We start from the raw sequence: 18236 nt of genomic DNA on the forward strand, positions 1-18236 counted from the left end.
AAATGCCCATCACGCTTTTCAATGAGACATCCCCGCCGGCCACCGTCTCGAATCAGGTGTGCCAAATGGTTGCGACCTATCTAACCGACCTGAGCATGCTTGCGGTCCCTGCCAGCAACCTTCTTTTCGAGGTTTATGAATGGGCACTCCCTTGTGAGGTATATGTCTATCTCCAGTGGATAGGGCAGCCTGAGAACCCCCCAGTGGAGTTGCTGGTGGCGTTTGATGATGAGGAACCGTTCGAGGTAGTGGGATTTCTGATGTATCTGCCTATGCCTACACACCCGGAAGCGTGTGGAATCACCTATATGGCGGTCCGGAAATCCCATCGTGGTCGCGGGATTGGTAAGGCGATGATTGAACAGGCGCTATCCCGCTATCCCCATGCTGAGCTGACGTGCCCTGTGAGCAAAGTCGGCTTCTATGAGCGTTTGGGTTTCCAAGTCCTGCGAGCACGCAACACCCAGGTAGTTATGAATACCCGCGAATTCAGTTCGGAGGGGATGATGGGCGTTGTCGACGCAGCTCAGATCTATCAGTCGGCAGAAGTACGCAATATTCAGAACCAGCAGCTACAACGCTGGGGGCGTAAAGAAATGGTCAATGCTGAAAAGCAACTTCAGCGGCACATCAGTCAGCTGGAGCGCCAGGCTGCAGCGTTTGTGAAAGAGCGCCTTGGACTCTGAACAAGTTTGCGGGGCGGCCGGGCAGGGCCGCCTTGAGTAAAGTCACTCAACCAGCACTAATCCCAGCGCGGACACCCGTTGCCTGGCTTCCTCGGGCGTGCCACAACAGTCGATCCAGAATTCGCGATCTTTGAGGACCGAGATTGCGTATGGCGGAACATCGCCTGATGCCTCGTTCTGCCGACCGATCGTCACTTGAACCCCTTCACGGAGGTAGTCAGCCATCGGGGCTCGGGATTCAGGGAAAACACGCATAACGTGCTCTTTCTGCACCTCGCTGAGGCCGTCGAGGTTTGGCACGGGTGACGCTACTTGCTTGTGTTTCACGGTTCGGGACCCCGATGGTAGGTGTTTGAATGATTCTACTGCGGTCATCATGCCGGCGTGTCTTGTTTGGTGCAGGTATACCTTGCGTCAAATATGGCAGTGCCACAATCACCGGCGTGTCTGTGGCCGTTGCCAGCCCGAGCAGTGTGAGATCGCATTCCAGGACTGAACTGTACGAAGCCGACCGTTGGGAACCAAATACTAATCGGCAGCAGATGGATTTTTCCGGTAGGGGCTGTTGGCACGCGCTGTTGTGCAGAAAAATCTACTCATTGAAACGCCGCCTGCCCTGGGCGAGCGAATACCTCTGAGGGATCGTATGGCAGCTACACGCAAGATGACCAAGGCTCAAAAGTTCGTGGCCGACATGATTAAACACCGCGGGCTGGAGTTTGTTCAGTTAAAAATGCAGGTCGAGGTCGACGGTGATATGGGTACCATTGTCGGTATGAATGACAGCTGCAACCTGAACGTTCGTTTCACGAACCAGCTAAAGCTGGGCAGCCACGTCCACAACTGCCATCCTACGTGGCGGGTCAAGTACTTCGATGCCGAGGGTACCTGCATCGCCCACTTCGACGGGGACAAGTGCGTTTTCCGCCCCGGCCAACCTGCAGCAGGAGGCGCTTCGCATGCGGCGTGAAACCATTATCAAGACTACTCAAACCGACCCGGATCACGAGACCATCGGTTTCACTTTCAAAGGCTGGGATGACCACGAGTATTTCTGCGATTCCTGGGAATCGAATCTGGGGTTCTGGATGACCCGGGTCGACGCTCCACCCGAGCGTAGGGCTGATGCTCACTCTGAGTTTCGTCGGAACGTCTCAGAGCGGGCGATCGGACGCACCTTTCACCAGGTGCAAAAGATCCCCCGCCGAACAGCCCTGTGAGGGTTTAACGCACTCAGGTTCTGGTGGTCGCGACAAGAATGGGCTTTGTTCCGTTTCGCCCCTTGAAGACCATAGTCACATCGACCACCGTATCCATGCCTTCAAAGAATTCATCAGCGTTAATCCCCTCAAGCCGCCTCTGTAGGGGGGTTGTGCTGGTGATGTTGCGGCTCAGTAGGCTTTCAAATGCAGCAACGTTGCTATCAATCCAGCTTTTGAGATCGACCCTGAGTTGGTCGATCGACTTGAGCTTTTTGCCCGTTGGCTTGCGCTTGGGTCCATACGTTCCAAGAACGCTGATTTCATCGATCGAGTAGAGAATCGAGACCAGGCACAGCTCTGTTCCGTTTCCATTTTTCAGGATTGCGACTAGGGTCGTGTCCGAGGGGGCCCGGGCAAGATCCTTGGGGGTGGCGGAAAGTGTCACGTCCACGCGGTCGAACGGTTTAGGTAATATCCCCCCAATCGTCATTCGTTGCGCGAACTTAGTGATCTGCTGACTCGCAAGCCGCGCCCAACCCACCTTCTGCTGGTCGAGCACGCAGAGGCAGCGGCTGGACTTCTGCATCCTGGGTAGGTCGCTGCCGTTCTTCCTCGTCCATTGAAGTAGATCGGCCTTGGCGTCGAACTTAAGCCGAGCCGACCCCTCCGAAGGTTTGACGGTCCCGGTGTACTTTGTGCCAGATGGAACGCCTGAGCGGACCGCAGCTCCGATCGCTGCCAAATTCTTAGCCTTCCGTAATGCTCTTTCCCGCTCTTGGTGTTCCCTTGCGGCCTGGACCCGGCCGGCCTGGTAGACGTCAGCCGCCCCCTGGATCTTGGATAAAGCCTCGTTGAAATCCTCATAGGCCTTCTGGGCGGCTTCGACATCCTTCTCCATTCTCAAGAACCTGGGCCAGTCGATCAGTTCAAGGTCAGGGTCATCAATCCAATCGTTGACCACGCTTCGAACCCGCTCACAGGTATTGACCTGGCTGTCATCGAAGCAAACGCTGAGTTCCTTGTTTTCGGCGGAGCCCCTGAAGGTGAGGTTCTGGCTCCCGAGTGTGACGAAATCGGCTTCGTCCATGATTACCTTAGCGTGGAGATCCTTTACCTCGTAGATCTTGCATTTGGCGTCCAACAAGAGCTTGAAAGCGGCGAGGGTAGACGCAAGGCATACAAAGTCTCGGACCTCGAATCGTGTGTAGAACGTGGCCTGTTTCTTCGCCAAAAGTTCAAGGGTGCTGTTCGTCGTGATGTAGGGTGATAGCACAGTCAGGGGCGTTGATGCCTCTCGAATCTGCTTTTGCCATCGTGGACCCATCTTGGTTCTGATGCGGATCATTCAACCGTCCCTGGACTTCTGGGGGCGCGGAGCGCGCGATAAGTTGGCGAACAGCCAGTATACCGGCGGCGCGGCTGGTGGTGGGGGCGGCGCACAAGCCATACAATCACGCACCGTACCCTCAGCTTGGAAATGATGAGATGGAAGTACACCACCTTGCGCCCGCTGAACTTGCCAGCCTGGCCGCCAGTACCCGCGCAATCTTTGAACGGGTGCTTGCTCAATCGCAGTGGCACCAGCGCACGCTGGGTACCTGCTTGTACGCCGCGGTGCTTTGTAGTGTGGTGATCAATCGGTTCACCAATCTCCAAGCAATCGTCCGTGGCGGCGATGGAGAGGCTGACGGAGGGTTGTTCATTGACTGGGTTGGACATGGCCACTACTGGGTGGAGGCCAGGGAGGGTGATCAAGCGTTCATTGTAGACATCACCGCGGACCAGTTCGGGTTACCGCCGGTGATCGTGGCTCCAACCGATGATCTGCCTGCTCGTTACATTCCTGGGGACCAGGCGACTGTCGACGAGCACGCCGCCGAGTTGCGGCATGAGATCGAGTCTGAGCAAGGGTAACTTTGAGCGGATGTTGCTCGGTCCGGGGGTGTTGGCACGCCCAGACAGCCGTTATGCTGGCTCCACATAACGCATAGGCCCAGGAGGGGCAGACCATGAAAAAAGCTGATATCGCTGTAGGCCGCTTCTACACCGATGGTAAAGGCGGTCTCCGGGAAGTTCTTGCGGAAGGCCCGCAGTACAAACTGTACCAAGGTGTCGCCGACGAAGACTGTCTGCGCTATAAGTCCTACGTGTCCGCTGGCGGGCTAGAGGCCGGTTCCGAGAATAACTCTACGCGGGTTTCATTCGCATCATGGGCGAAGGTGGAGATTCCAGCAGAGCGAGTTGAACAGTGGCTGGTAGACCGCCAGGCTGTTAGCGTCGCCAAAAAACTCACTGCACCCCAACGTGCGTTCCTGAGCGCCTTTGATCATGACCTCAATCTGACCAGCCATATCAGCTGCAGCCGGGAAGAGCTACGCGCGGCTAAAGCCTGTCGGGATAAAGGCCTGGTCGCCGAAATGCCTGATACCCTGCAAAAAGGCATCGATGATTTCGAGCTCACATTCACGATGCTTGGAATTGCTGTGCTGAAGCGGGTGCATGAGACCTCTGAGGCCAGCTAAAAGCACCTGCTACGTCAGTGTTCTAGGAAATAATCCGGCTTATGGATTGCTCGCGTGATCTTGAGCGTTGTTCGCGATTCCGATTATCTCGCCCCACACATGCCCTAGGCGTTGGGGCTTAGCAATTAGATGCGGCGCGATCTTAGCGTCGGGAAAAGAGGATTAAAAAAATGTATTGGATTTTGATTCTGACACTCTCTGGTTCAGCACCTGGCGGCTCGGCGATCACCCATATAAAAGGGTTCAAGAAGGAACGATGCGAAGCTGCGGCTTCAGCCTGGCTTGAAAAGGCTGTTCGCGAAAATAGTCCAGTTTACGCATCAGCTGTCTGTGTCCGAGAGTCGTAGGGGAGCAAAGTGCAGGTTGCTGGGTTATTGGCTCGGCCGGCCCAGCAGCACCCTTTATGGTGTTTGATTCATATTGGCCTAAGTGCCATCCCGACCTATAGCCAACTTTCAGATCGAGTGAAGCAATGGCCCAGAATCAAAATGAGTTAGACCCCTATTGGAACCTGGTGGTTAAGGGGTGGCCGCCCGGTTAGAAAGCAGGGCAGCGAATCAGCAGAGCGCTGAGCATAAGGTGCCGCAATATGTTGTGGCGCTATGTGAGGATTTATTGGTGCAAATCCATGCGGATGGGGCGTCTCACGTCACACTAAGCGATGTGATTCGTCTTGAGGCTACCTGTACGGGAGCAGACTACCAGCACAAACTGGCGCTGCGGTGTCAGCGACTGGCCCGTCCGGCCGTGGCCTAAACGTGCGTGCCCCCGGCGTCCAGGCTGGACTGCCGGGCATGGCACTACTTCTCTCAGGTCGGCAGTAGGGATCGCTCGTATTCACCGATCCACTTCTCAAGACCCTGGGCCAGGGTCGGAAGCCGGTCTGCTGGTAGCAGCTGACCTAGAACCGGGGCAGCAAGCCACGCTTCAAGCTGTGCACTGATTTCGTCGATTTGTTCCTCTCCACCCCAGTCGCAATCCTGGTAGGGCTGTTTGGTAAAACAGAACCACTGAACATCCTCGTCGGGCTGATCGGGGGTGTAATGCTCGAGCATCACCGTCTCGATCTTCCCACTGAACGGGACAATCCCGATCTGCATCGATTTGTTGATGAGCGCCACGGTGCCTGCCGGCTGGCCGATGAGAAGTTCGCCTACGCGAAAGGCCAAGGCCTGCATGCGATGGAGGTGAGCGTCGAACTCAGGGAAGAGTTGCGGTGGCTGGCCTGGTCGAAAGATGCCAGACGTGGTCAGCGTTTTGTTCATGTCCATGATGGCTCCAGAGGTGGGGAGTTGATGGAGCCATCGTACGGTGTCGGTGGGTGTGCCAGAAGCGCTCAAGCTTAGCCAATTTCTACTTCCGGGGCCGGGCACACGGCCCACGTATTATTCGATCGATGTCTCGCGAAGCTTGTCCAGCACCTCATGGTAGGCAGAGTGCAGTTCAGGCCAGTCGACGCCTGGCTTCAGGGCGTGCTCTGGGATCTGCCCCTTGCTAACCAGGTGGCGGATGCGGGGGTGAGCATGCCCGACGGTAGCCAGCCAACCAGCACACGCAAACTCCTCGCCTTCGCGGCTTTGGTGGCAGGCAAACATAGGGTCGAGGTAGCTTGGCCCCATACCCGCTTTGTCTGGGCAGCAGTGAATGAGCCGCTCTGCGCGCTCCAATTCAAAGTTAGGGATATCCCTTGCATCTTGGTCGACACGCCATGGGCAGGACCGGCAAGGTTTGTTCAGGGGGTTTAGTTCGCAAGCGCTGGACATGTGGGTAGACCTAATGCGGGTAATCCATCGCGCGCAATTATGGCAGAAACCGGGACGGTTGATCCCCAGGCCCGGGAACGATTGCGCGGTCAGGCAGGGCTGCCCGGTTTCCGGGCAGCTGGTAGGAAATGTCAGTTACTTGCGGCTGCTGGCAGTCCTTCACCGTTGGCGGTGCGGTGTGCGTTGCGCAGATTGGCCAGCGCAGAGATGAGGGCCTGCAGGTTGCCAGTCAGGGTCAACTGGAGAGTGACCTCGTCTGGGATAGCCTCCATGAACGGCAGGTGCTCCTCAAGAGCGTCAGCCAGTTTCAGCAGAGCCGGTACCGAAGCGTCGAGGTCCTTTCTGCTGAACAGCGCGGTAGGGGCGCCAACCGACTTGTCAGTGATTTTGTTGAAGCCGTTTGCTTTGGCCTTTGCCAGCTGACCCTGCATGTGAACCACGGTGTTGGAACCTTCGCGCCTGCACATACGATCCTCAGCAACTGCCCGTTTGGCACTTACTTGGCCGGCCAGAACCATTTCCTTGACCTCAGGCGCTACTCGGTCGAGATCCAGCATCGTGCGCACATGATCAGCTTTGACGTGCAGCAGGGTGGCTATCTGGGGGATAGAGCAGCCGTGTTCGTCCATCATCATGCGGTAGGCGTTAGCCAGCTCCAACGGCTTCATTGGTACTTGGCGGTTTGAGTTGAGCTGGCGGATCAACGCTGCGAGCGGATTTCCGTCCATTTCCATGACCCAAGTCTGCTTGATCGTGCACCCTTCGGAGATGGCAAGCATAAGACCTGCATACCGAGCGAAACCCGCGCCAACACGCAGCTTGCCGTTTTCAGGAATGACAGAGATCGGGTCAACATGGTCGCCTGCCTTGTAGGCGTCAGCAAAGCCGCGGACTGCGTCTGCATCCAGATCGGAGCGAATCGAGTCGGCCATATCGCAGACCAGCAGCGCTACCGGCAAGGCGAAGGCATTGTTGCGCTTTGGTGCGAAGTCCAGGCCCAGCTGCTGTTCCTTGACCAGGTGCTGAGTGACGTCATGAAATTTGCGCAGAGAGTTGCAGGCCTGCAGGGCGGTTACTGCTTTAGGGGTAATCAGGTTTGAAGCAATAGAAGGGGTGGTCATGGGTAGTGCTCCAGTAAGTTGATGAGCACAGTCTCAGGGGGAATTACGTGTGCCAGAACCACCGACGTTGACTATTTTCCACCGCGGCGCGGCCAACGGAATCCATAGAAAGATGTTGGTTGGCAAGGTGAGGTTTTCTGTCTCTCCGGCAGCCATCCGCGATGGAAGTAGGGGCACCACACCTCAGAAACGAAGGCGCAGGTTTTGGTCGCGCCCCCTTGAAGATATGGGAAACTGTGTGCGTTGAGTTGGGATCTGGTGTTGAACCGTTATCCTAGCGTAATACGAGGCGGTTGCATGCCCGATCATCAATTAGGAAGACCCTATGATTAAATCCCTCACCGCCAAGATTAAATACGCCATGAGTGTTCTAGATCGAGATGGAAATCTGGGCTTAATTGGCGGTTCATTCTGGCTCGCTGGCAGTACGGCTCTTCTGTTTGAGCACAAGGGTATAGGTTTTGTGTTGGGGGTCATTGGTACTGTTTTTGCGGTCCGGTTGGGGCTGTTGAAGCGGGCCGAGGGCAAAGCAAAACGTGCTTCCTCCCAAGAGTAAAGGGTATCTCGCATGTCTCTATTGAGTTTTAAAGCAATCCTGGCCTATTGGTTTGCGGGTGTAGCTGTAATCGGCGCGGTATCGTATTTTTCAGGTCAGCCACAGTTCAAGCGTGCTCCCTCTGTAGATGTCGTCGAACTCATTGAACGCACGAAGTACCTTCCAGAAGCCAGGCAAGTTCTCATGGACACGTTTGCAAGGGAGGGCAGCCTAGACCTCACCGTCTCAGAACTTGATGCGGTTAAGGCCACCGTTGATCGGCTCCAACTTGATGAAACTACAAGGACCTACATGCTTTTGTTGTCACTTATGAACTTCGGTGATAGTTCGATCGACAACGAAATGCGTTCTTCAGCATGTTCTGGCTTGAACGCAGGCTACCAGGCGCGTGGTATGGAGGTGCCGCAAGTACTTGCCAAGGCTTGTGACCCTCGGCGGTTGTCAGATGCTGTAAAGCCCGAGTAGCAAATCGCTAAAGTAAAATTTGGGCATGCGCCATCCTTGAGGGGCGCTATCCTGTCGTTAAACATGAATGTAGCATTAGCCAATGCCCGCCACCCCTTTACTGAATCTCTCCGCCATCACCCGAAGCGTGGAAAGCGCTGCCAACACTGACGGCCGGGCTGTCGCTGCCGATTGGCTTAACGAGTCGCTCAAAGTGATCGCTCGGGAGGCAGGGCTCGTTGATCAACTTGAGGTTGATGCAGGAGGTGATGTCTTTGCTCCGCTGACGCTGATTTTCGGGATACAGCTAAAGTGGGCACCCATGCTGGGATCTGAATTAGATGTGCAGTGCAGCCAACGGGAGAGGGGTGAGTGGCTTTTGCACGGCATGCCGGCGCTAAGCGCTCAGTTCGATATGCTTCGAAAGGTCGCATGCTCAGCAATCGAGACCCTGGATCAGGATGCCCTCGCGAGATTTGGCTACCGTGTGACCGATGTCTTCAAGCGGGTGGTCGCCACTGGTGAAGACCAGCATCAGGCCAACGCTCGGGAATTTGCAGAGCGGGTGGGTCTGCATCAGGCGGGAGATTCACCCGTAGGCGGTCAGGGTGCTCACGCGAGTCCGCCCCCCGGTAGCGCGCCGACGGCAATCGATTTGACAGATGCCTGTGCGATCCTTCAGGAGAAGTTCAAGCTCGACGGAATCCTGGTTGAAGGTCCCAAGCTTCTGCAGCTCTTCATTGCAGAGGCTCGAGCCAATGATCAGATCCACCTTGTGGCCACGCTTCATGACGGTCACGTGTGTTGCGACATTAGCTTGATGTACCTGATGCATGGGCAGTGGCAACGCTCTATAGCCTTATTTTTAGGTATGCCCGTAACTGCTGAAAGCCCCCCGTTTCAGGTTGCGAAAAACACCAGCGCCACATTTGCCAATCTGTATCGCTTGGGGCTTGCCAGGCTAGAGGCAATGGAAGCAAAAGCCGCAGCCGAGCGTGGATTTAGTATCCTCGGTCCTGTATTGGAATCAGCGAGGACAGGCGAGCCCTTGGAACAGGCACTGGCCCGGCTGCACCACCAGAACCTGGGGCTGCGTCCAGTCAAATAACGCGCAACCCCTTCGCACGCCCCGCATCGGTGAATTTGGAAGTGATGATTTGGGGTGCGGGGCAGAGATCTTCTCCATAGGATGGGTGCTGATACCGAAATCGGCCTTCACTCCTAAGGAGATGACCTTGCTAGATTACTTCCGTAAAAACTTTTACTCGATGATGAGTCTGCAGAAAACGTGGGTCCAGCTGATGGGGCTCGTGATCCTTTGCTGGGCTATGTTCGTCATCACCGGCAAATTTAAAGCCGCGGTTCTTGCTTACATTTTCGCGCTGATGGTCGGTTACTTCCCTTGGACCTTCAAATTTGCACCAGCCTCGATTTTCGAGCGCATTGCAATGAACAAATGGTTCACCTACCTGACTGTCGGTGGCGGCATCATTTATCTCGCTACGATCTACACGTCCCCAGGTCAGGCCTGGCAGCGCCTCCTCATGATCCTGATGCTGGGATACGTGATGAACCCTGAATGGCGCTGTATCGGGTACAAAGAAAAGGCTCAGAACCCGAAAGTCGGTTAGCATTCGGGCCTGTTTGCTCCACCTCTAGCGGGGCATGCGCCTCGCTATTCCTTTTAATCGGGCAGATAAGAATGTTGGACTACTTTCGGAAAAACCATTCTGCAATGATGAGCCGCCAGAAGGCTTGGTACCAGCTTCTAATCGGTATGCTCTTGTTCCAGACTATCTACGTACTCACGAACATTCCTTTAGCTTTCACCGCTGCGTTTGTATGCGCATACATGCTCGGGTTCTTACCATGGACCTTTAGGTTCGCCGCCGGCTCGATGATCGAGCGACTTGTCTCAAATCGTTGGTATGTACACTCGATCCGCCTGGGTGCAGTGGTTGGTGCTTTTGCTGCCGTCATGTTCCCGGGGGAGGGCTGGCAACGCATCCTCATGTTTGTGTGTCTTGCCTGGATGACCCACCCCAACCGTCGCTGCCACACTTCTGAAAAGATGACCAGCGCTGCTACCTCCGAGTAACTCTTAAACCCTAGGGTTGCTCCCGCTCATCGATCTGTCCTGGCGCGCCGCCAGAGTTGCCTCCCGGTAGTATTTCGAGGGCCCATTTTGAGGTGCACCTCAAAGCTACCGTCGGTAGGATGGTCGAATAGGTCCCTATGCGGGCCTGGCCTCGGCAGAGAGTCTGTCCGCAGGGTAGAGCCGCATGAAGTCCATGGATTTGTCTGCTCCCGCGCGAAGCCAATCAGTTATCAGCCCATTGGGCAGAATCACTACGGATCGTTTCTCATCCTGGGGTTTGTGGTACTGGCTCATGAGGGAGTGCTCATCTGCGTTGACCGTGAGCATGGCGAAACTATGTATGAGTTCCCCGTCGGGGGAGCGCCACTCATCCCATAGCCCGGCAATTGCCATGATGCCTCCGTCTGATCGGGTGATCCTGGTTGGCACTGCTTTGCCAGTGCGCCAGTCGGGCTCATAGATCGCGGTTGCAGGGATGATGCAGTGGCGTCCTTTTTTCCAGGCGTCACGGAATGAAGGTTTGCTGGACGCGGTCTCTGAGCGTGCATTGTAGGTCCGCCGGCCAAGTGTTTGGTCTTTTGCCCAGAACGGCAACAGACCGAACTGGCCGGTCAAAGCTTCAAATGTTGATTGATGATTGTCAGCCTCTTCGTCACCAGGCAGGCGGAGAAAAGGGCCGTGGTAGGTGGGCCAAAGATCCTCCTTGAAGGAGAGTTGTGGCGCTACACCGAAGCCGTCCAGAAGACGCTGGTGCGACGGCGCTTCGTAATGTGAGCACATGGTCTGCCTCCGTTAGGTGTGCATAGGATAGACCGCCGGCGGCATGTTTTGTCGCGAAGCAGTGATAGGGCCATGCATGGATCGGCCAATTGATTACCGAGGCTGGGGGATCGCTCTCTGCCCGGGATAGCAACTCGTCTGCAACCGTTCATCAGAGCGGTGTGACTGACTTACCTGTCCAGATGGTCAGTAGACGTTGAACCGATTCTTGTAAGGAGTACAGATGACCGCGCCTTTGACTATCTTGGCTACAGCCCTTGATAGGATTCAGACCGACCCTGCAGCATGTGCGCTGCCGGCCCAGGCGCTTGCAGAGCGCGCTGCACTCCTTGTGCTCGGTCGCTCGAGCGAGGCAGCCGAGGAAGACACGTTGGCATTCAGGAGCCCACTGTTGTCGTATGTGGGTGAGCTCCAGCGGGCCAAAGAGGGTTTGCAGCAGGCACTGGCGGACCTTGAGTTTGAAGGTGACATCCCGGAGGTTCGCAAAGCCTTGCTGTTTGCTAACTTCGAGCGTTCGGAGGCCGTCTACTATCAGGCCTCGGCAAATGTCGCTGAGCTTGTACGAAGGTTGATGGAGAGACCGGCCGGTGGAAGGCCCAAGAGTGTTGATACTGCTGCTTGGGATCAAGGGGACCTTTAAGTCTTCAGGCCGAGAGCTAAGACGGCCAGTAAACCTAAGCCATGCAGGATGGAGGGCAGCAATTGCCAGTTCGCCATCGCCTCTTCATTGCGCCGTGTTACGAGAATTGAGCGAGCTGCTTGGTTGGCGTTCCACAACACGGGAACCGTGACTCTGAGTGACGGTAAAGTCCTTCGTCGTGCTGCGGGCGGAAAGTAGTTCAGAGCATTGTAGGTGAACAACCGAACTGGCCAGGACGGAGAGCATTATCCCCGTTGTCTGCCTGGCCAGATCTCGACCCTCTGAGTCAGAACCCAGAAAGGTCCAATCCGCCGACCACGGTTCTGAACGATAGGCCCTTCTCGACGACATACCGGTGGAAGTCAGACTTCAGTTCCGGGCACTTCCCGGGAACTATCAAGCCGATCTCTGCCGGCGAATCCCGATCGCTTTCGTCCTCAGGAAGCGCAAGTGCCACTAAACCAGCGTCCACTAGGATATCTAGCTCACCCTGGAGATCATCACCTAAGTAGGTTCGCTGTACTTTAGGGAGAACCAAAGCAGGGCAGGTTCGAAAGCGACCATTCCTGTCAGGGTCGCATCTCTCATAAAGCATCACCAAAAACTCACGCGTGATCCTGGGAAGGGCGGCCAGTTGGCTCGCGAAAAGAGCCAGGCTTGCTTGAAGGTGTTGAGGGTCAGCCGGCGTTATGCGATCAGCAATTAACCAGTCATTGAAATGATTTCCAGAGCCAGCCTTAGGTTTCAAGATGGGCTCCCATTGCGTATAGCCGCTGGTTGCGTACTCGCCATCCTCATTGGGGATCTGTAGCTCAACCTTGACGCGCGCCATCTCCTTGCGTACCAGCTCGTGCAGTGACTGCAAGCGTTCGATAGGCAGGGACACAGCCTTTTTGGCAATGGTGTGGGTGTCCCAGATGTCTTCAGCTATATCGAAACTGTATTTCTCCGCTAGTTCACTATTTACTGCGTCGTACGTCTTCTGACGGCCACCGATAACGAACACAATAAACCGTTTATGCTTCTTGGCCTGATCCTCAGTGATCTTCTGAAGCGTGTGATTGATCTTCTCGCTGGTGCGAGTGTTTGTAACCTGGACCGCAACCTTCTTGGCCTCATCGGACAGGTCAAGGCCTGGTTCGTTCTGGCGCTTCTCGTTCAGGTTCACGAGATTCCATCCTTCGGTGATGTTGATCACGTCACGAAAGAAATTCTCACAGTAGACCGGTAGGTCATTGAGGGTAAGCGATGACCTCAATTTCGCCTGCTCACCGACGGCTACAAACTCATCAATAATCTGGCCGATCAAATGGCCGCGCGTAATCATTGGCTGCTCCTCACTATCTGAAACCTGGTTATCTCGTCGATGCAATGCACGACTGAGCGCATGCATTCCAGTTGCTGATTTGCACGCAGCTTAACGTCCGAACCGTCCTGGCGGTTAGTAGGGCGTGGATTCTGCAAGGGTTCACATGGTTGGCATCAGTAAGCCGCGGGTTAAACTGAACGCCAACTCCATTGTGAAGGATCCACCTCGTGCAGTACGAACCTATGACGCTGAAAAAGCCCGCTGATGTGGGGCCGTACCATTTCTGGCGACGCGTATTGATTGCAATCACCGCCGCGTCGGTATTCGTATTTGGCGGTCTAGCAGTGTTTTCCCTCGTTGGTCGAGAACATTGGAGTTCGCTCTGGAACATGGGATCGCACGGGCTTATTGCACTGGCTCTGGTCTTACTGGTGGTTGTCCAGGCACGTTCCGTATCGGCCATTCGCGCTCTTGTCGGAAATGATGTGGTCAGGAGCCTGGCGGTCTTCGTCCCGCTGGTGCTGCTGGCCTATCTGGTCTGTGTGGGCCTAGAAGTAGGTCTGGGCTTTCCCCGCGAAGACTATATGGTGAATTTGTTCTCTGGGATGAGCCTTCCTGAGCAGATGCTGTGCATCGTCATGATCATCGTATTTCCGCCGATCTCAGAAGAACTGTTTTTCCGCCACTTTCTGTTACGAGTGTTCCCACTGAATCATCGGGTCTGGAAATGGGTAGCCGTGGCTGTTACTGCGGGACTGTTCATGATGATCCACAGCCAGTACAGCAATTGGCCCACATTGGTGTTGATGGGCGCCCTGGGGGTTCTATTTGCGCTGGCGCGGATCCGCACCGGTGGATTAGCGGTGCCCATTCTGATGCACAGCTCAGCCGCGGTCTTCGGTCTGTCGTTGAATTGGATTGTTGGCCAGTGGGCATAGCATCAAGGGGCTAAATGAGCACTTATTGCGGCTACAAGATTACAGACTGGGTTTTACTTGCACTGCTCTACCTCGTGCCGGTGGTCATTTTGGCAATTGTGTTTAAGTTGCCCGGGATGCTGGAAAACTGGTTGTACCTAAACGCCTGTGTTGGTGTAGGGATCTGTGCGGGATTAGCTATTTACATTTTGGCAGCGACGACCGTGCGGGAAGCTGTGTTTGCCGGCTTGTGGTTCTCTGCCTTTCTCGCAACAGCCTGCTATCTGGGGCTGAATGGGGTCCTCTGACCGGGTCCTGAATCATCAGAACAGGGGCAATGATGTGGCATAGGCCCAGTGCGGCTAGGCCAGCACACACTCACCCCCCGGTACGCCGGGGGTAATCCTCGCAAGCTTTATTCACGCATAGCCCGCTCTTGCTCAGCCACAATGACCGCTTGGGCCATAAGTCGAGTCGTTATGCTAGAGGCACCTAGAGCCAGCACCCCCGCACCGACTATCGTCCAGAACGGCAGCCAAGTACCGGTACCGAACCAACGCGAAAATATGGAGGAGATCTCGACCAGGTTCAGCAGGTAAGTGATCAGTGCAATCAGGCTGACCAGGCTAGAGATGAGGGCTATGACACTGAAGATCCGAGCAGTAACAAAGCCGAGTTTGCTGGAAAACATACTGGAAAGGGTCCTGGTGTCTGACATGAGAGATCAGCCATCGGCAGCCAGACTTCGCTTACTGCCGATAACCAGATGATTCAGCGCGGGATCACTGCCTTGAGGTACTCGATTGCCGCTGCGACCGCCTTCATGGGATCTGAAACCACCCGCAGAATTCCGTTCACCTCAGTAGAGAAAAGCCTGGTTTCTTGAAGCGCGGCCTGTGGGCTGGCCTGAGAATACGATACGAGACGTTCTGCCCTTTGCCACCGCTCGTATATGACCTCGTCCGAGGTGGATGCAACATACGCGCGGACTACTTCAGCTATCTGCATTCCGGAGGCGAAACAAGCGTTCACCCCAATCAGGATAGCTAGCTGCTGGTGTGGTGCTACCGCTTCCAGAACTGGAGCATCTCCGTGGCCGCCGCTCAGGGCTTCGCTTGGTAGTGGTTTTTCGATGGTGCTTTCAGTCATTGAATTTACCTTGTCGTTAGCGCCGGTTCGGGGCATAGGGTCCAAATGACATTCTGCCCCCCCGTCATCACAAGGTGGTAGCCAAAACCGGTCCTCCGAATTCATACAAGCCGCGCCGGGATTAGAGCGGGCCGGCACGCAGCTCTACAAGCTTGGCTTCCACTTCAGTGGTCGACTTTCCATGGCTGGTGCGGTATTTGAGCTTGAGTTCGTACAGCTCGATCAGACCACTGTGTGTGCAACGGTAGTAGGTGCCAGTATTGTCCTGGGAGGCTTCTTCCAGATGGCCAGCTTCCAGCAGTGTTTCAACGATCTCTTCAAGGTCGCTAAAGCGTGCAGATTCGTTTGGTGAGACATGCAGCCCCTTAGGCTCACTTGCGAACCAGAGCACCTTTTCAACGTCGAAGATTTTCCCCTTGCCACGACTATTGCCCTGGGTGGGTTGGGATGTTGATGGCTGCGGGGGCGACGCTCGCGATACCTCAGCGGGTGAAGCTGCAATTTTCTTGGCCGGCAGGCCCTGGTGTCTGGCCCATGCCGTCACCTCATCATCGAGCCAGCCAGGTGCACGTAATTCAACGGCCAAGTCCGCCCAGTCCGCCGGCGTTGCCTTTTGGAGAAACACCGAAGCTGCGAAATGGGGAGGTATGTGAGGGGTCTGGAAATGCTCGTAGCAGTATTTTGCCAAGAACTGTTCCAAATCCTTGCCGCGGCTTGGAATCTCGAAATTGGCTACCAGGCACCGGGCATGAGCAACCGCAACAGACATGAGCGCGCCCCAGAGGTCGGGGGCTTCGACCTGAGCGTCATGGCTCAATTGTGGTTGGGACGCAAGCCAGAGGGACAGCGACCTATCCAAATACTGGCTTATGTTTCGGATCAGTCGAGGCTCTGCTGACCGAGGCTTTACCGGTACCTGCCCGGTCATGCTGAGTCACCAGTGACGGCGCCACCTTGCACCTTGAGCTTCCCTTTCTCAGTGATGTGCGCCAACCCGTTCCCGATCACCTCGAACAACCCGAGCTTGTAGCCTTCTGCGATAGCGGTGGCCATCAGCGACGGAACCGTGTACTCGATCATGCCAGTGGAGGTGCGAGCGGCCCTGGCTAGAGCTTCTGGTAGGTAGCTGGCTGGCTTGGCGTCGGGGTCGGACTCAAAGTCAAATTTCACCTCAGAGAGCAACACTCGGCCAGTGATTTCTCCAGCCTGATTCATACGGATGAAGGCGTCCCCTGCGAGCTGCAGCAAATCGCCTTCGCCAATAGCCAGCTCCCAGGCACCGCCATCGATCTGGTTGAAGCCATAGTAGGACGGCGACATTGTGAAACGGCCGCACTCCGACAGTGTGGGGTCTTGGATGTCGTCGCCTTCAAAGGTGAACCTCAGCGCATCGACATTGAAGCTGGTGATGGTGCTGCCGGTGATGTCGAGCAGTAGGGGGAAGCTTGCAGAGCTAGTGGTGAACTCCGAAGAGGCGTGTGCGCTCCAGCAGCCGCGCTCGCAGTCCCAGTGCTCCTCCGTGAGTTGTAGTGAGTTCCCGATGTTGATCGCGCCGCCATTATTCAATGCTAAGTGAAGCTCGCCGGCACGCACCAGGACGACAGTATAGGAGGTGAAACTCAAGGCCTTGTCAGCCTTGCCGTCCAAAATGGTGTGATATGCCTGTGTTACGGCCTGAAACGACAGATTGCATGAGTTGAGCATGGAGTGGTGTCCGGGTATTCAGTTAGATGGAGCCATCATCGCCTCACTTGCGGCGTGCCAGAACCGGATGAGCCACTTTGCCAGGCCTCGTCACAATGGGGCTGGGTTGCTTGCAAGCGCTGTTGCCTCACGTACCTTGCAGCCGGTGAAGAAGGTGCTGAACAGGAAAAAGAACGAAAGTAGCCCGTACCGGGTCAGCTGCGCGCCTGGCGAAAGATCTGCTGTTGAAACGCCGAGCGCCAGCGCGTCCTCAAATTGTGCCCCAGAGGTGATGAGCGATACGAATGCCCAGGTGAAGAGCAGAATGCCCAGTAGCGGGATGAGAATTCGGGCTCCATTCCACAGGTCCCGAGCGAACTGTATAACGGCATACATCTTCAATTGAATCCTGATCTGTGGGTGCGAGGGTTAGGCTACAGCCGTGTGACCCCTCGCGCACCCCAGAACAGGTTGTCGAATGTTGATGCCATTAAGCGGATTGCGGATAGTTGAGGTGGAGTCGACGGGCGTAGGTGCCATCGACCTCCTTATCGACGCCGGCAACGTACTTGGCTACTGCTTCGGCAAGACCCGCATCAGCCATCTCAGGGTTCACCATAAGGGAGTTGGTACTCAAGGCATTGCGGCCTTCGCTTTGATAATTACCAACCACCATTAGGGACGTGGACCATGGCTCCAGGGAGATAGTCGCGGTCTTAACGCCTACAGCCGTCTGGTAATCCTTCTGCGCGATCTGACAGCTCACTTCCATGTCGCGGGGCGAAGCGACTGTCCAGCCCGCAGTGGAGAGGGTGGCGGCAATACGAGCTTTGGTTGCAAGATAGTCGGGCGTGAAAGTGGTCATGGTGAGGGCCTGCGCAAAGGAGATGAGTGGTTTCGATGGGGTTATGATCAGGTTGATCCACCTGTGCCAGAACCCCTCGACACCTTGTTTTGATCTCCCTTCTAGAGCGTCAGGTGGGTGATGCACCTTATTTCGGCTGTCTAGGACGCCAAAAGTGGCTTATGGACACAAAAAATCAGAACCGGGCCTCAACCCAAGCCTTGGTTTTTTCATTACCGAACTGACAAGCCAACGCAGCAACCAGCGACACCGTGATAATCAGGGCGAGTACAGGCCACAAATAATCACCGGCCCCATCAGTTGGAAGGAACAGCGCGATGAGTAGGCCCGGGAGGCAGGCCAAGGCCATCATGTAGCCTCGTGTTGTGGTATTCATTGTTGCACGCTCCTGAGCGGTCAAGAATCTTTTGACTGAGTTGTTAGTCTACTAACCCGATAGCGCGACACAAGCCAAAACCAGAGCTTGGATTTCAAGCATGTTTCTCTACCGTTGTATTTCAC

General features: G+C 55.5%; 26 protein-coding genes. 13 read left to right on the top strand and 13 right to left on the bottom strand.

Translation table 11 applies throughout. From position 1 onward, the window contains the following. The first annotated feature begins 2 nt into the window (after positions 1–2). The 3 genes from H8F21_RS13810 (at position 3) to H8F21_RS13820 (ending at position 1906) form a co-directional block, all read left to right on the top strand. The gene (locus H8F21_RS13810) at positions 3–686 is read left to right on the top strand and encodes a GNAT family N-acetyltransferase (protein ID WP_203584578.1); all 684 of its coding nucleotides are present in this window, start codon (positions 3–5) and stop codon (positions 684–686) included. Between the two features lie 646 nt (positions 687–1332). Beyond that, positions 1333–1656 (top strand): hypothetical protein, encoded by a 324-nt coding sequence (locus tag H8F21_RS13815; protein ID WP_203584579.1) that lies wholly within the window; start codon positions 1333–1335, stop codon positions 1654–1656. Beyond that, positions 1646–1906: a hypothetical protein gene (locus H8F21_RS13820; RefSeq protein ID WP_203584580.1), complete on the top strand. Its 261-nt coding sequence runs from the start codon at positions 1646–1648 to the stop codon at positions 1904–1906. The genes H8F21_RS13815 and H8F21_RS13820 overlap by 11 nt, the downstream gene beginning before the upstream one ends. 13 nt (positions 1907–1919) lie before the next feature. Here the strand turns inward: H8F21_RS13820 and H8F21_RS13825 are convergent, their stop codons facing one another. Next, positions 1920–3233 (bottom strand): phospholipase D family protein, encoded by a 1314-nt coding sequence (locus tag H8F21_RS13825; protein WP_203584581.1) that lies wholly within the window; start codon positions 3231–3233, stop codon positions 1920–1922. Between the two features lie 140 nt (positions 3234–3373). On the opposite strand from H8F21_RS13825, the gene H8F21_RS13830 reads away from it, so the two are divergent. Both H8F21_RS13830 and H8F21_RS13835 read left to right on the top strand, forming a co-directional pair. After that, entirely contained in the window at positions 3374–3802 is a 429-nt protein-coding gene (locus H8F21_RS13830) for a hypothetical protein (RefSeq protein WP_203584582.1), read from the top strand. Positions 3803–3897: 95 nt separating this feature from the next. Then, the gene (locus H8F21_RS13835; RefSeq protein ID WP_203584583.1) at positions 3898–4410 is read left to right on the top strand and encodes a toprim domain-containing protein; all 513 of its coding nucleotides are present in this window, start codon (positions 3898–3900) and stop codon (positions 4408–4410) included. Between the two features lie 809 nt (positions 4411–5219). On the opposite strand, the gene H8F21_RS13840 is transcribed toward H8F21_RS13835, so the two are convergent. The 3 genes from H8F21_RS13840 to H8F21_RS13850 all read right to left on the bottom strand — a co-directional run bounded on the left by H8F21_RS13840 (position 5220) and on the right by H8F21_RS13850 (position 7294). Next, on the bottom strand, positions 5220–5681 hold the full coding sequence (locus tag H8F21_RS13840) for a hypothetical protein (protein ID WP_203584584.1): 462 nt from the start codon (positions 5679–5681) through the stop codon (positions 5220–5222). Positions 5682–5795: 114 nt separating this feature from the next. Continuing rightward, positions 5796–6173, bottom strand: a complete 378-nt coding sequence (locus H8F21_RS29570; RefSeq protein ID WP_236043011.1) for a DUF6283 family protein — start codon at positions 6171–6173, stop codon at positions 5796–5798. A gap of 131 nt (positions 6174–6304) precedes the next feature. After that, positions 6305–7294, bottom strand: coding sequence for a ParB/RepB/Spo0J family partition protein (locus H8F21_RS13850; protein WP_203584586.1), 990 nt, complete (start codon positions 7292–7294; stop codon positions 6305–6307). Positions 7295–7619: 325 nt separating this feature from the next. Here H8F21_RS13850 and H8F21_RS13855 point away from each other — a divergent pair, with 325 nt between their 5' ends. From H8F21_RS13855 to H8F21_RS13875, 5 genes are all read left to right on the top strand, one after another. Then, complete coding sequence (locus H8F21_RS13855; protein WP_203584587.1) at positions 7620–7850, top strand: hypothetical protein; 231 nt, start codon at positions 7620–7622, stop codon at positions 7848–7850. Positions 7851–7862: 12 nt separating this feature from the next. After that, positions 7863–8315: a hypothetical protein gene (locus H8F21_RS13860; protein ID WP_203584588.1), complete on the top strand. Its 453-nt coding sequence runs from the start codon at positions 7863–7865 to the stop codon at positions 8313–8315. A gap of 82 nt (positions 8316–8397) precedes the next feature. Then, entirely contained in the window at positions 8398–9402 is a 1005-nt protein-coding gene (locus H8F21_RS13865) for a hypothetical protein (RefSeq protein ID WP_203584589.1), read from the top strand. A gap of 127 nt (positions 9403–9529) precedes the next feature. After that, on the top strand, positions 9530–9925 hold the full coding sequence (locus H8F21_RS13870; protein WP_203584590.1) for a hypothetical protein: 396 nt from the start codon (positions 9530–9532) through the stop codon (positions 9923–9925). 71 nt (positions 9926–9996) lie between these two features. Further along, positions 9997–10392 carry a hypothetical protein gene (locus tag H8F21_RS13875; protein WP_203584591.1) on the top strand — a complete coding sequence of 132 codons (396 nt, stop codon included), beginning with the start codon at positions 9997–9999 and terminating at the stop codon, positions 10390–10392. Positions 10393–10527: 135 nt separating this feature from the next. Here H8F21_RS13875 and H8F21_RS13880 read toward each other — a convergent pair whose 3' ends face one another. Then, complete coding sequence (locus H8F21_RS13880; RefSeq protein ID WP_203584592.1) at positions 10528–11172, bottom strand: SOS response-associated peptidase; 645 nt, start codon at positions 11170–11172, stop codon at positions 10528–10530. Positions 11173–11395: 223 nt separating this feature from the next. Here H8F21_RS13880 and H8F21_RS13885 point away from each other — a divergent pair, with 223 nt between their 5' ends. Then, on the top strand, positions 11396–11812 hold the full coding sequence (locus H8F21_RS13885; RefSeq protein ID WP_203584593.1) for a hypothetical protein: 417 nt from the start codon (positions 11396–11398) through the stop codon (positions 11810–11812). Between the two features lie 286 nt (positions 11813–12098). On the opposite strand, the gene H8F21_RS13890 is transcribed toward H8F21_RS13885, so the two are convergent. Beyond that, complete coding sequence (locus H8F21_RS13890) at positions 12099–13139, bottom strand: SMEK domain-containing protein (RefSeq protein WP_203584594.1); 1041 nt, start codon at positions 13137–13139, stop codon at positions 12099–12101. A gap of 209 nt (positions 13140–13348) precedes the next feature. On the opposite strand from H8F21_RS13890, the gene H8F21_RS29825 reads away from it, so the two are divergent. Beyond that, entirely contained in the window at positions 13349–14059 is a 711-nt protein-coding gene (locus H8F21_RS29825; protein ID WP_203584595.1) for a CPBP family intramembrane glutamic endopeptidase, read from the top strand. Positions 14060–14073: 14 nt separating this feature from the next. Continuing rightward, on the top strand, positions 14074–14346 hold the full coding sequence (locus H8F21_RS13900; protein WP_203584596.1) for a hypothetical protein: 273 nt from the start codon (positions 14074–14076) through the stop codon (positions 14344–14346). Between the two features lie 107 nt (positions 14347–14453). Here the strand turns inward: H8F21_RS13900 and H8F21_RS13905 are convergent, their stop codons facing one another. The 7 genes from H8F21_RS13905 to H8F21_RS13935 form a co-directional block, all read right to left on the bottom strand. After that, positions 14454–14729 (bottom strand): hypothetical protein, encoded by a 276-nt coding sequence (locus H8F21_RS13905; RefSeq protein ID WP_203584597.1) that lies wholly within the window; start codon positions 14727–14729, stop codon positions 14454–14456. A gap of 80 nt (positions 14730–14809) precedes the next feature. Continuing rightward, positions 14810–15187, bottom strand: coding sequence for a hypothetical protein (locus H8F21_RS13910; protein WP_203584598.1), 378 nt, complete (start codon positions 15185–15187; stop codon positions 14810–14812). A gap of 121 nt (positions 15188–15308) precedes the next feature. Then, on the bottom strand, positions 15309–15956 hold the full coding sequence (locus H8F21_RS29580; protein WP_236043012.1) for a hypothetical protein: 648 nt from the start codon (positions 15954–15956) through the stop codon (positions 15309–15311). Between the two features lie 155 nt (positions 15957–16111). Further along, positions 16112–16891 carry a hypothetical protein gene (locus H8F21_RS13920; protein WP_203584599.1) on the bottom strand — a complete coding sequence of 260 codons (780 nt, stop codon included), beginning with the start codon at positions 16889–16891 and terminating at the stop codon, positions 16112–16114. 90 nt (positions 16892–16981) lie between these two features. Further along, complete coding sequence (locus tag H8F21_RS13925) at positions 16982–17272, bottom strand: hypothetical protein (RefSeq protein ID WP_203584600.1); 291 nt, start codon at positions 17270–17272, stop codon at positions 16982–16984. Positions 17273–17360: 88 nt separating this feature from the next. Continuing rightward, on the bottom strand, positions 17361–17735 hold the full coding sequence (locus H8F21_RS13930) for a hypothetical protein (protein WP_203584601.1): 375 nt from the start codon (positions 17733–17735) through the stop codon (positions 17361–17363). A gap of 175 nt (positions 17736–17910) precedes the next feature. Further along, entirely contained in the window at positions 17911–18111 is a 201-nt protein-coding gene (locus H8F21_RS13935; RefSeq protein WP_203584602.1) for a hypothetical protein, read from the bottom strand. Positions 18112–18236 lie beyond the last annotated feature (125 nt).

This window comes from Pseudomonas arcuscaelestis (assembly GCF_016881005.1).
GTDB classification, from domain to species: Bacteria; Pseudomonadota; Gammaproteobacteria; order Pseudomonadales; family Pseudomonadaceae; genus Aquipseudomonas; species Aquipseudomonas arcuscaelestis.

Coding starts and splice junctions, on each gene's coding strand:
- H8F21_RS13880 (WP_203584592.1), bottom strand. CDS start 11,172: ATGTGCTCACATTACGAAGCGCCGTCGCACCAGCGTCTTCTGGACGGC.
- H8F21_RS13865 (WP_203584589.1), top strand. CDS start 8,398: ATGCCCGCCACCCCTTTACTGAATCTCTCCGCCATCACCCGAAGCGTG.
- H8F21_RS29580 (WP_236043012.1), bottom strand. CDS start 15,956: ATGTCTGTTGCGGTTGCTCATGCCCGGTGCCTGGTAGCCAATTTCGAG.
- H8F21_RS13875 (WP_203584591.1), top strand. CDS start 9,997: ATGTTGGACTACTTTCGGAAAAACCATTCTGCAATGATGAGCCGCCAG.
- H8F21_RS13825 (WP_203584581.1), bottom strand. CDS start 3,233: ATGATCCGCATCAGAACCAAGATGGGTCCACGATGGCAAAAGCAGATT.
- H8F21_RS13820 (WP_203584580.1), top strand. CDS start 1,646: ATGCGGCGTGAAACCATTATCAAGACTACTCAAACCGACCCGGATCAC.
- H8F21_RS13900 (WP_203584596.1), top strand. CDS start 14,074: ATGAGCACTTATTGCGGCTACAAGATTACAGACTGGGTTTTACTTGCA.
- H8F21_RS13885 (WP_203584593.1), top strand. CDS start 11,396: ATGACCGCGCCTTTGACTATCTTGGCTACAGCCCTTGATAGGATTCAG.
- H8F21_RS13830 (WP_203584582.1), top strand. CDS start 3,374: ATGGAAGTACACCACCTTGCGCCCGCTGAACTTGCCAGCCTGGCCGCC.
- H8F21_RS13930 (WP_203584601.1), bottom strand. CDS start 17,735: ATGACCACTTTCACGCCCGACTATCTTGCAACCAAAGCTCGTATTGCC.
- H8F21_RS13905 (WP_203584597.1), bottom strand. CDS start 14,729: ATGTTTTCCAGCAAACTCGGCTTTGTTACTGCTCGGATCTTCAGTGTC.
- H8F21_RS13910 (WP_203584598.1), bottom strand. CDS start 15,187: ATGACTGAAAGCACCATCGAAAAACCACTACCAAGCGAAGCCCTGAGC.
- H8F21_RS13815 (WP_203584579.1), top strand. CDS start 1,333: ATGGCAGCTACACGCAAGATGACCAAGGCTCAAAAGTTCGTGGCCGAC.
- H8F21_RS13890 (WP_203584594.1), bottom strand. CDS start 13,139: ATGATTACGCGCGGCCATTTGATCGGCCAGATTATTGATGAGTTTGTA.
- H8F21_RS13855 (WP_203584587.1), top strand. CDS start 7,620: ATGATTAAATCCCTCACCGCCAAGATTAAATACGCCATGAGTGTTCTA.
- H8F21_RS13810 (WP_203584578.1), top strand. CDS start 3: ATGCCCATCACGCTTTTCAATGAGACATCCCCGCCGGCCACCGTCTCG.
- H8F21_RS13850 (WP_203584586.1), bottom strand. CDS start 7,294: ATGACCACCCCTTCTATTGCTTCAAACCTGATTACCCCTAAAGCAGTA.
- H8F21_RS13840 (WP_203584584.1), bottom strand. CDS start 5,681: ATGGACATGAACAAAACGCTGACCACGTCTGGCATCTTTCGACCAGGC.
- H8F21_RS13935 (WP_203584602.1), bottom strand. CDS start 18,111: ATGAATACCACAACACGAGGCTACATGATGGCCTTGGCCTGCCTCCCG.
- H8F21_RS13920 (WP_203584599.1), bottom strand. CDS start 16,891: ATGCTCAACTCATGCAATCTGTCGTTTCAGGCCGTAACACAGGCATAT.
- H8F21_RS29570 (WP_236043011.1), bottom strand. CDS start 6,173: ATGTCCAGCGCTTGCGAACTAAACCCCCTGAACAAACCTTGCCGGTCC.
- H8F21_RS13835 (WP_203584583.1), top strand. CDS start 3,898: ATGAAAAAAGCTGATATCGCTGTAGGCCGCTTCTACACCGATGGTAAA.
- H8F21_RS13860 (WP_203584588.1), top strand. CDS start 7,863: ATGTCTCTATTGAGTTTTAAAGCAATCCTGGCCTATTGGTTTGCGGGT.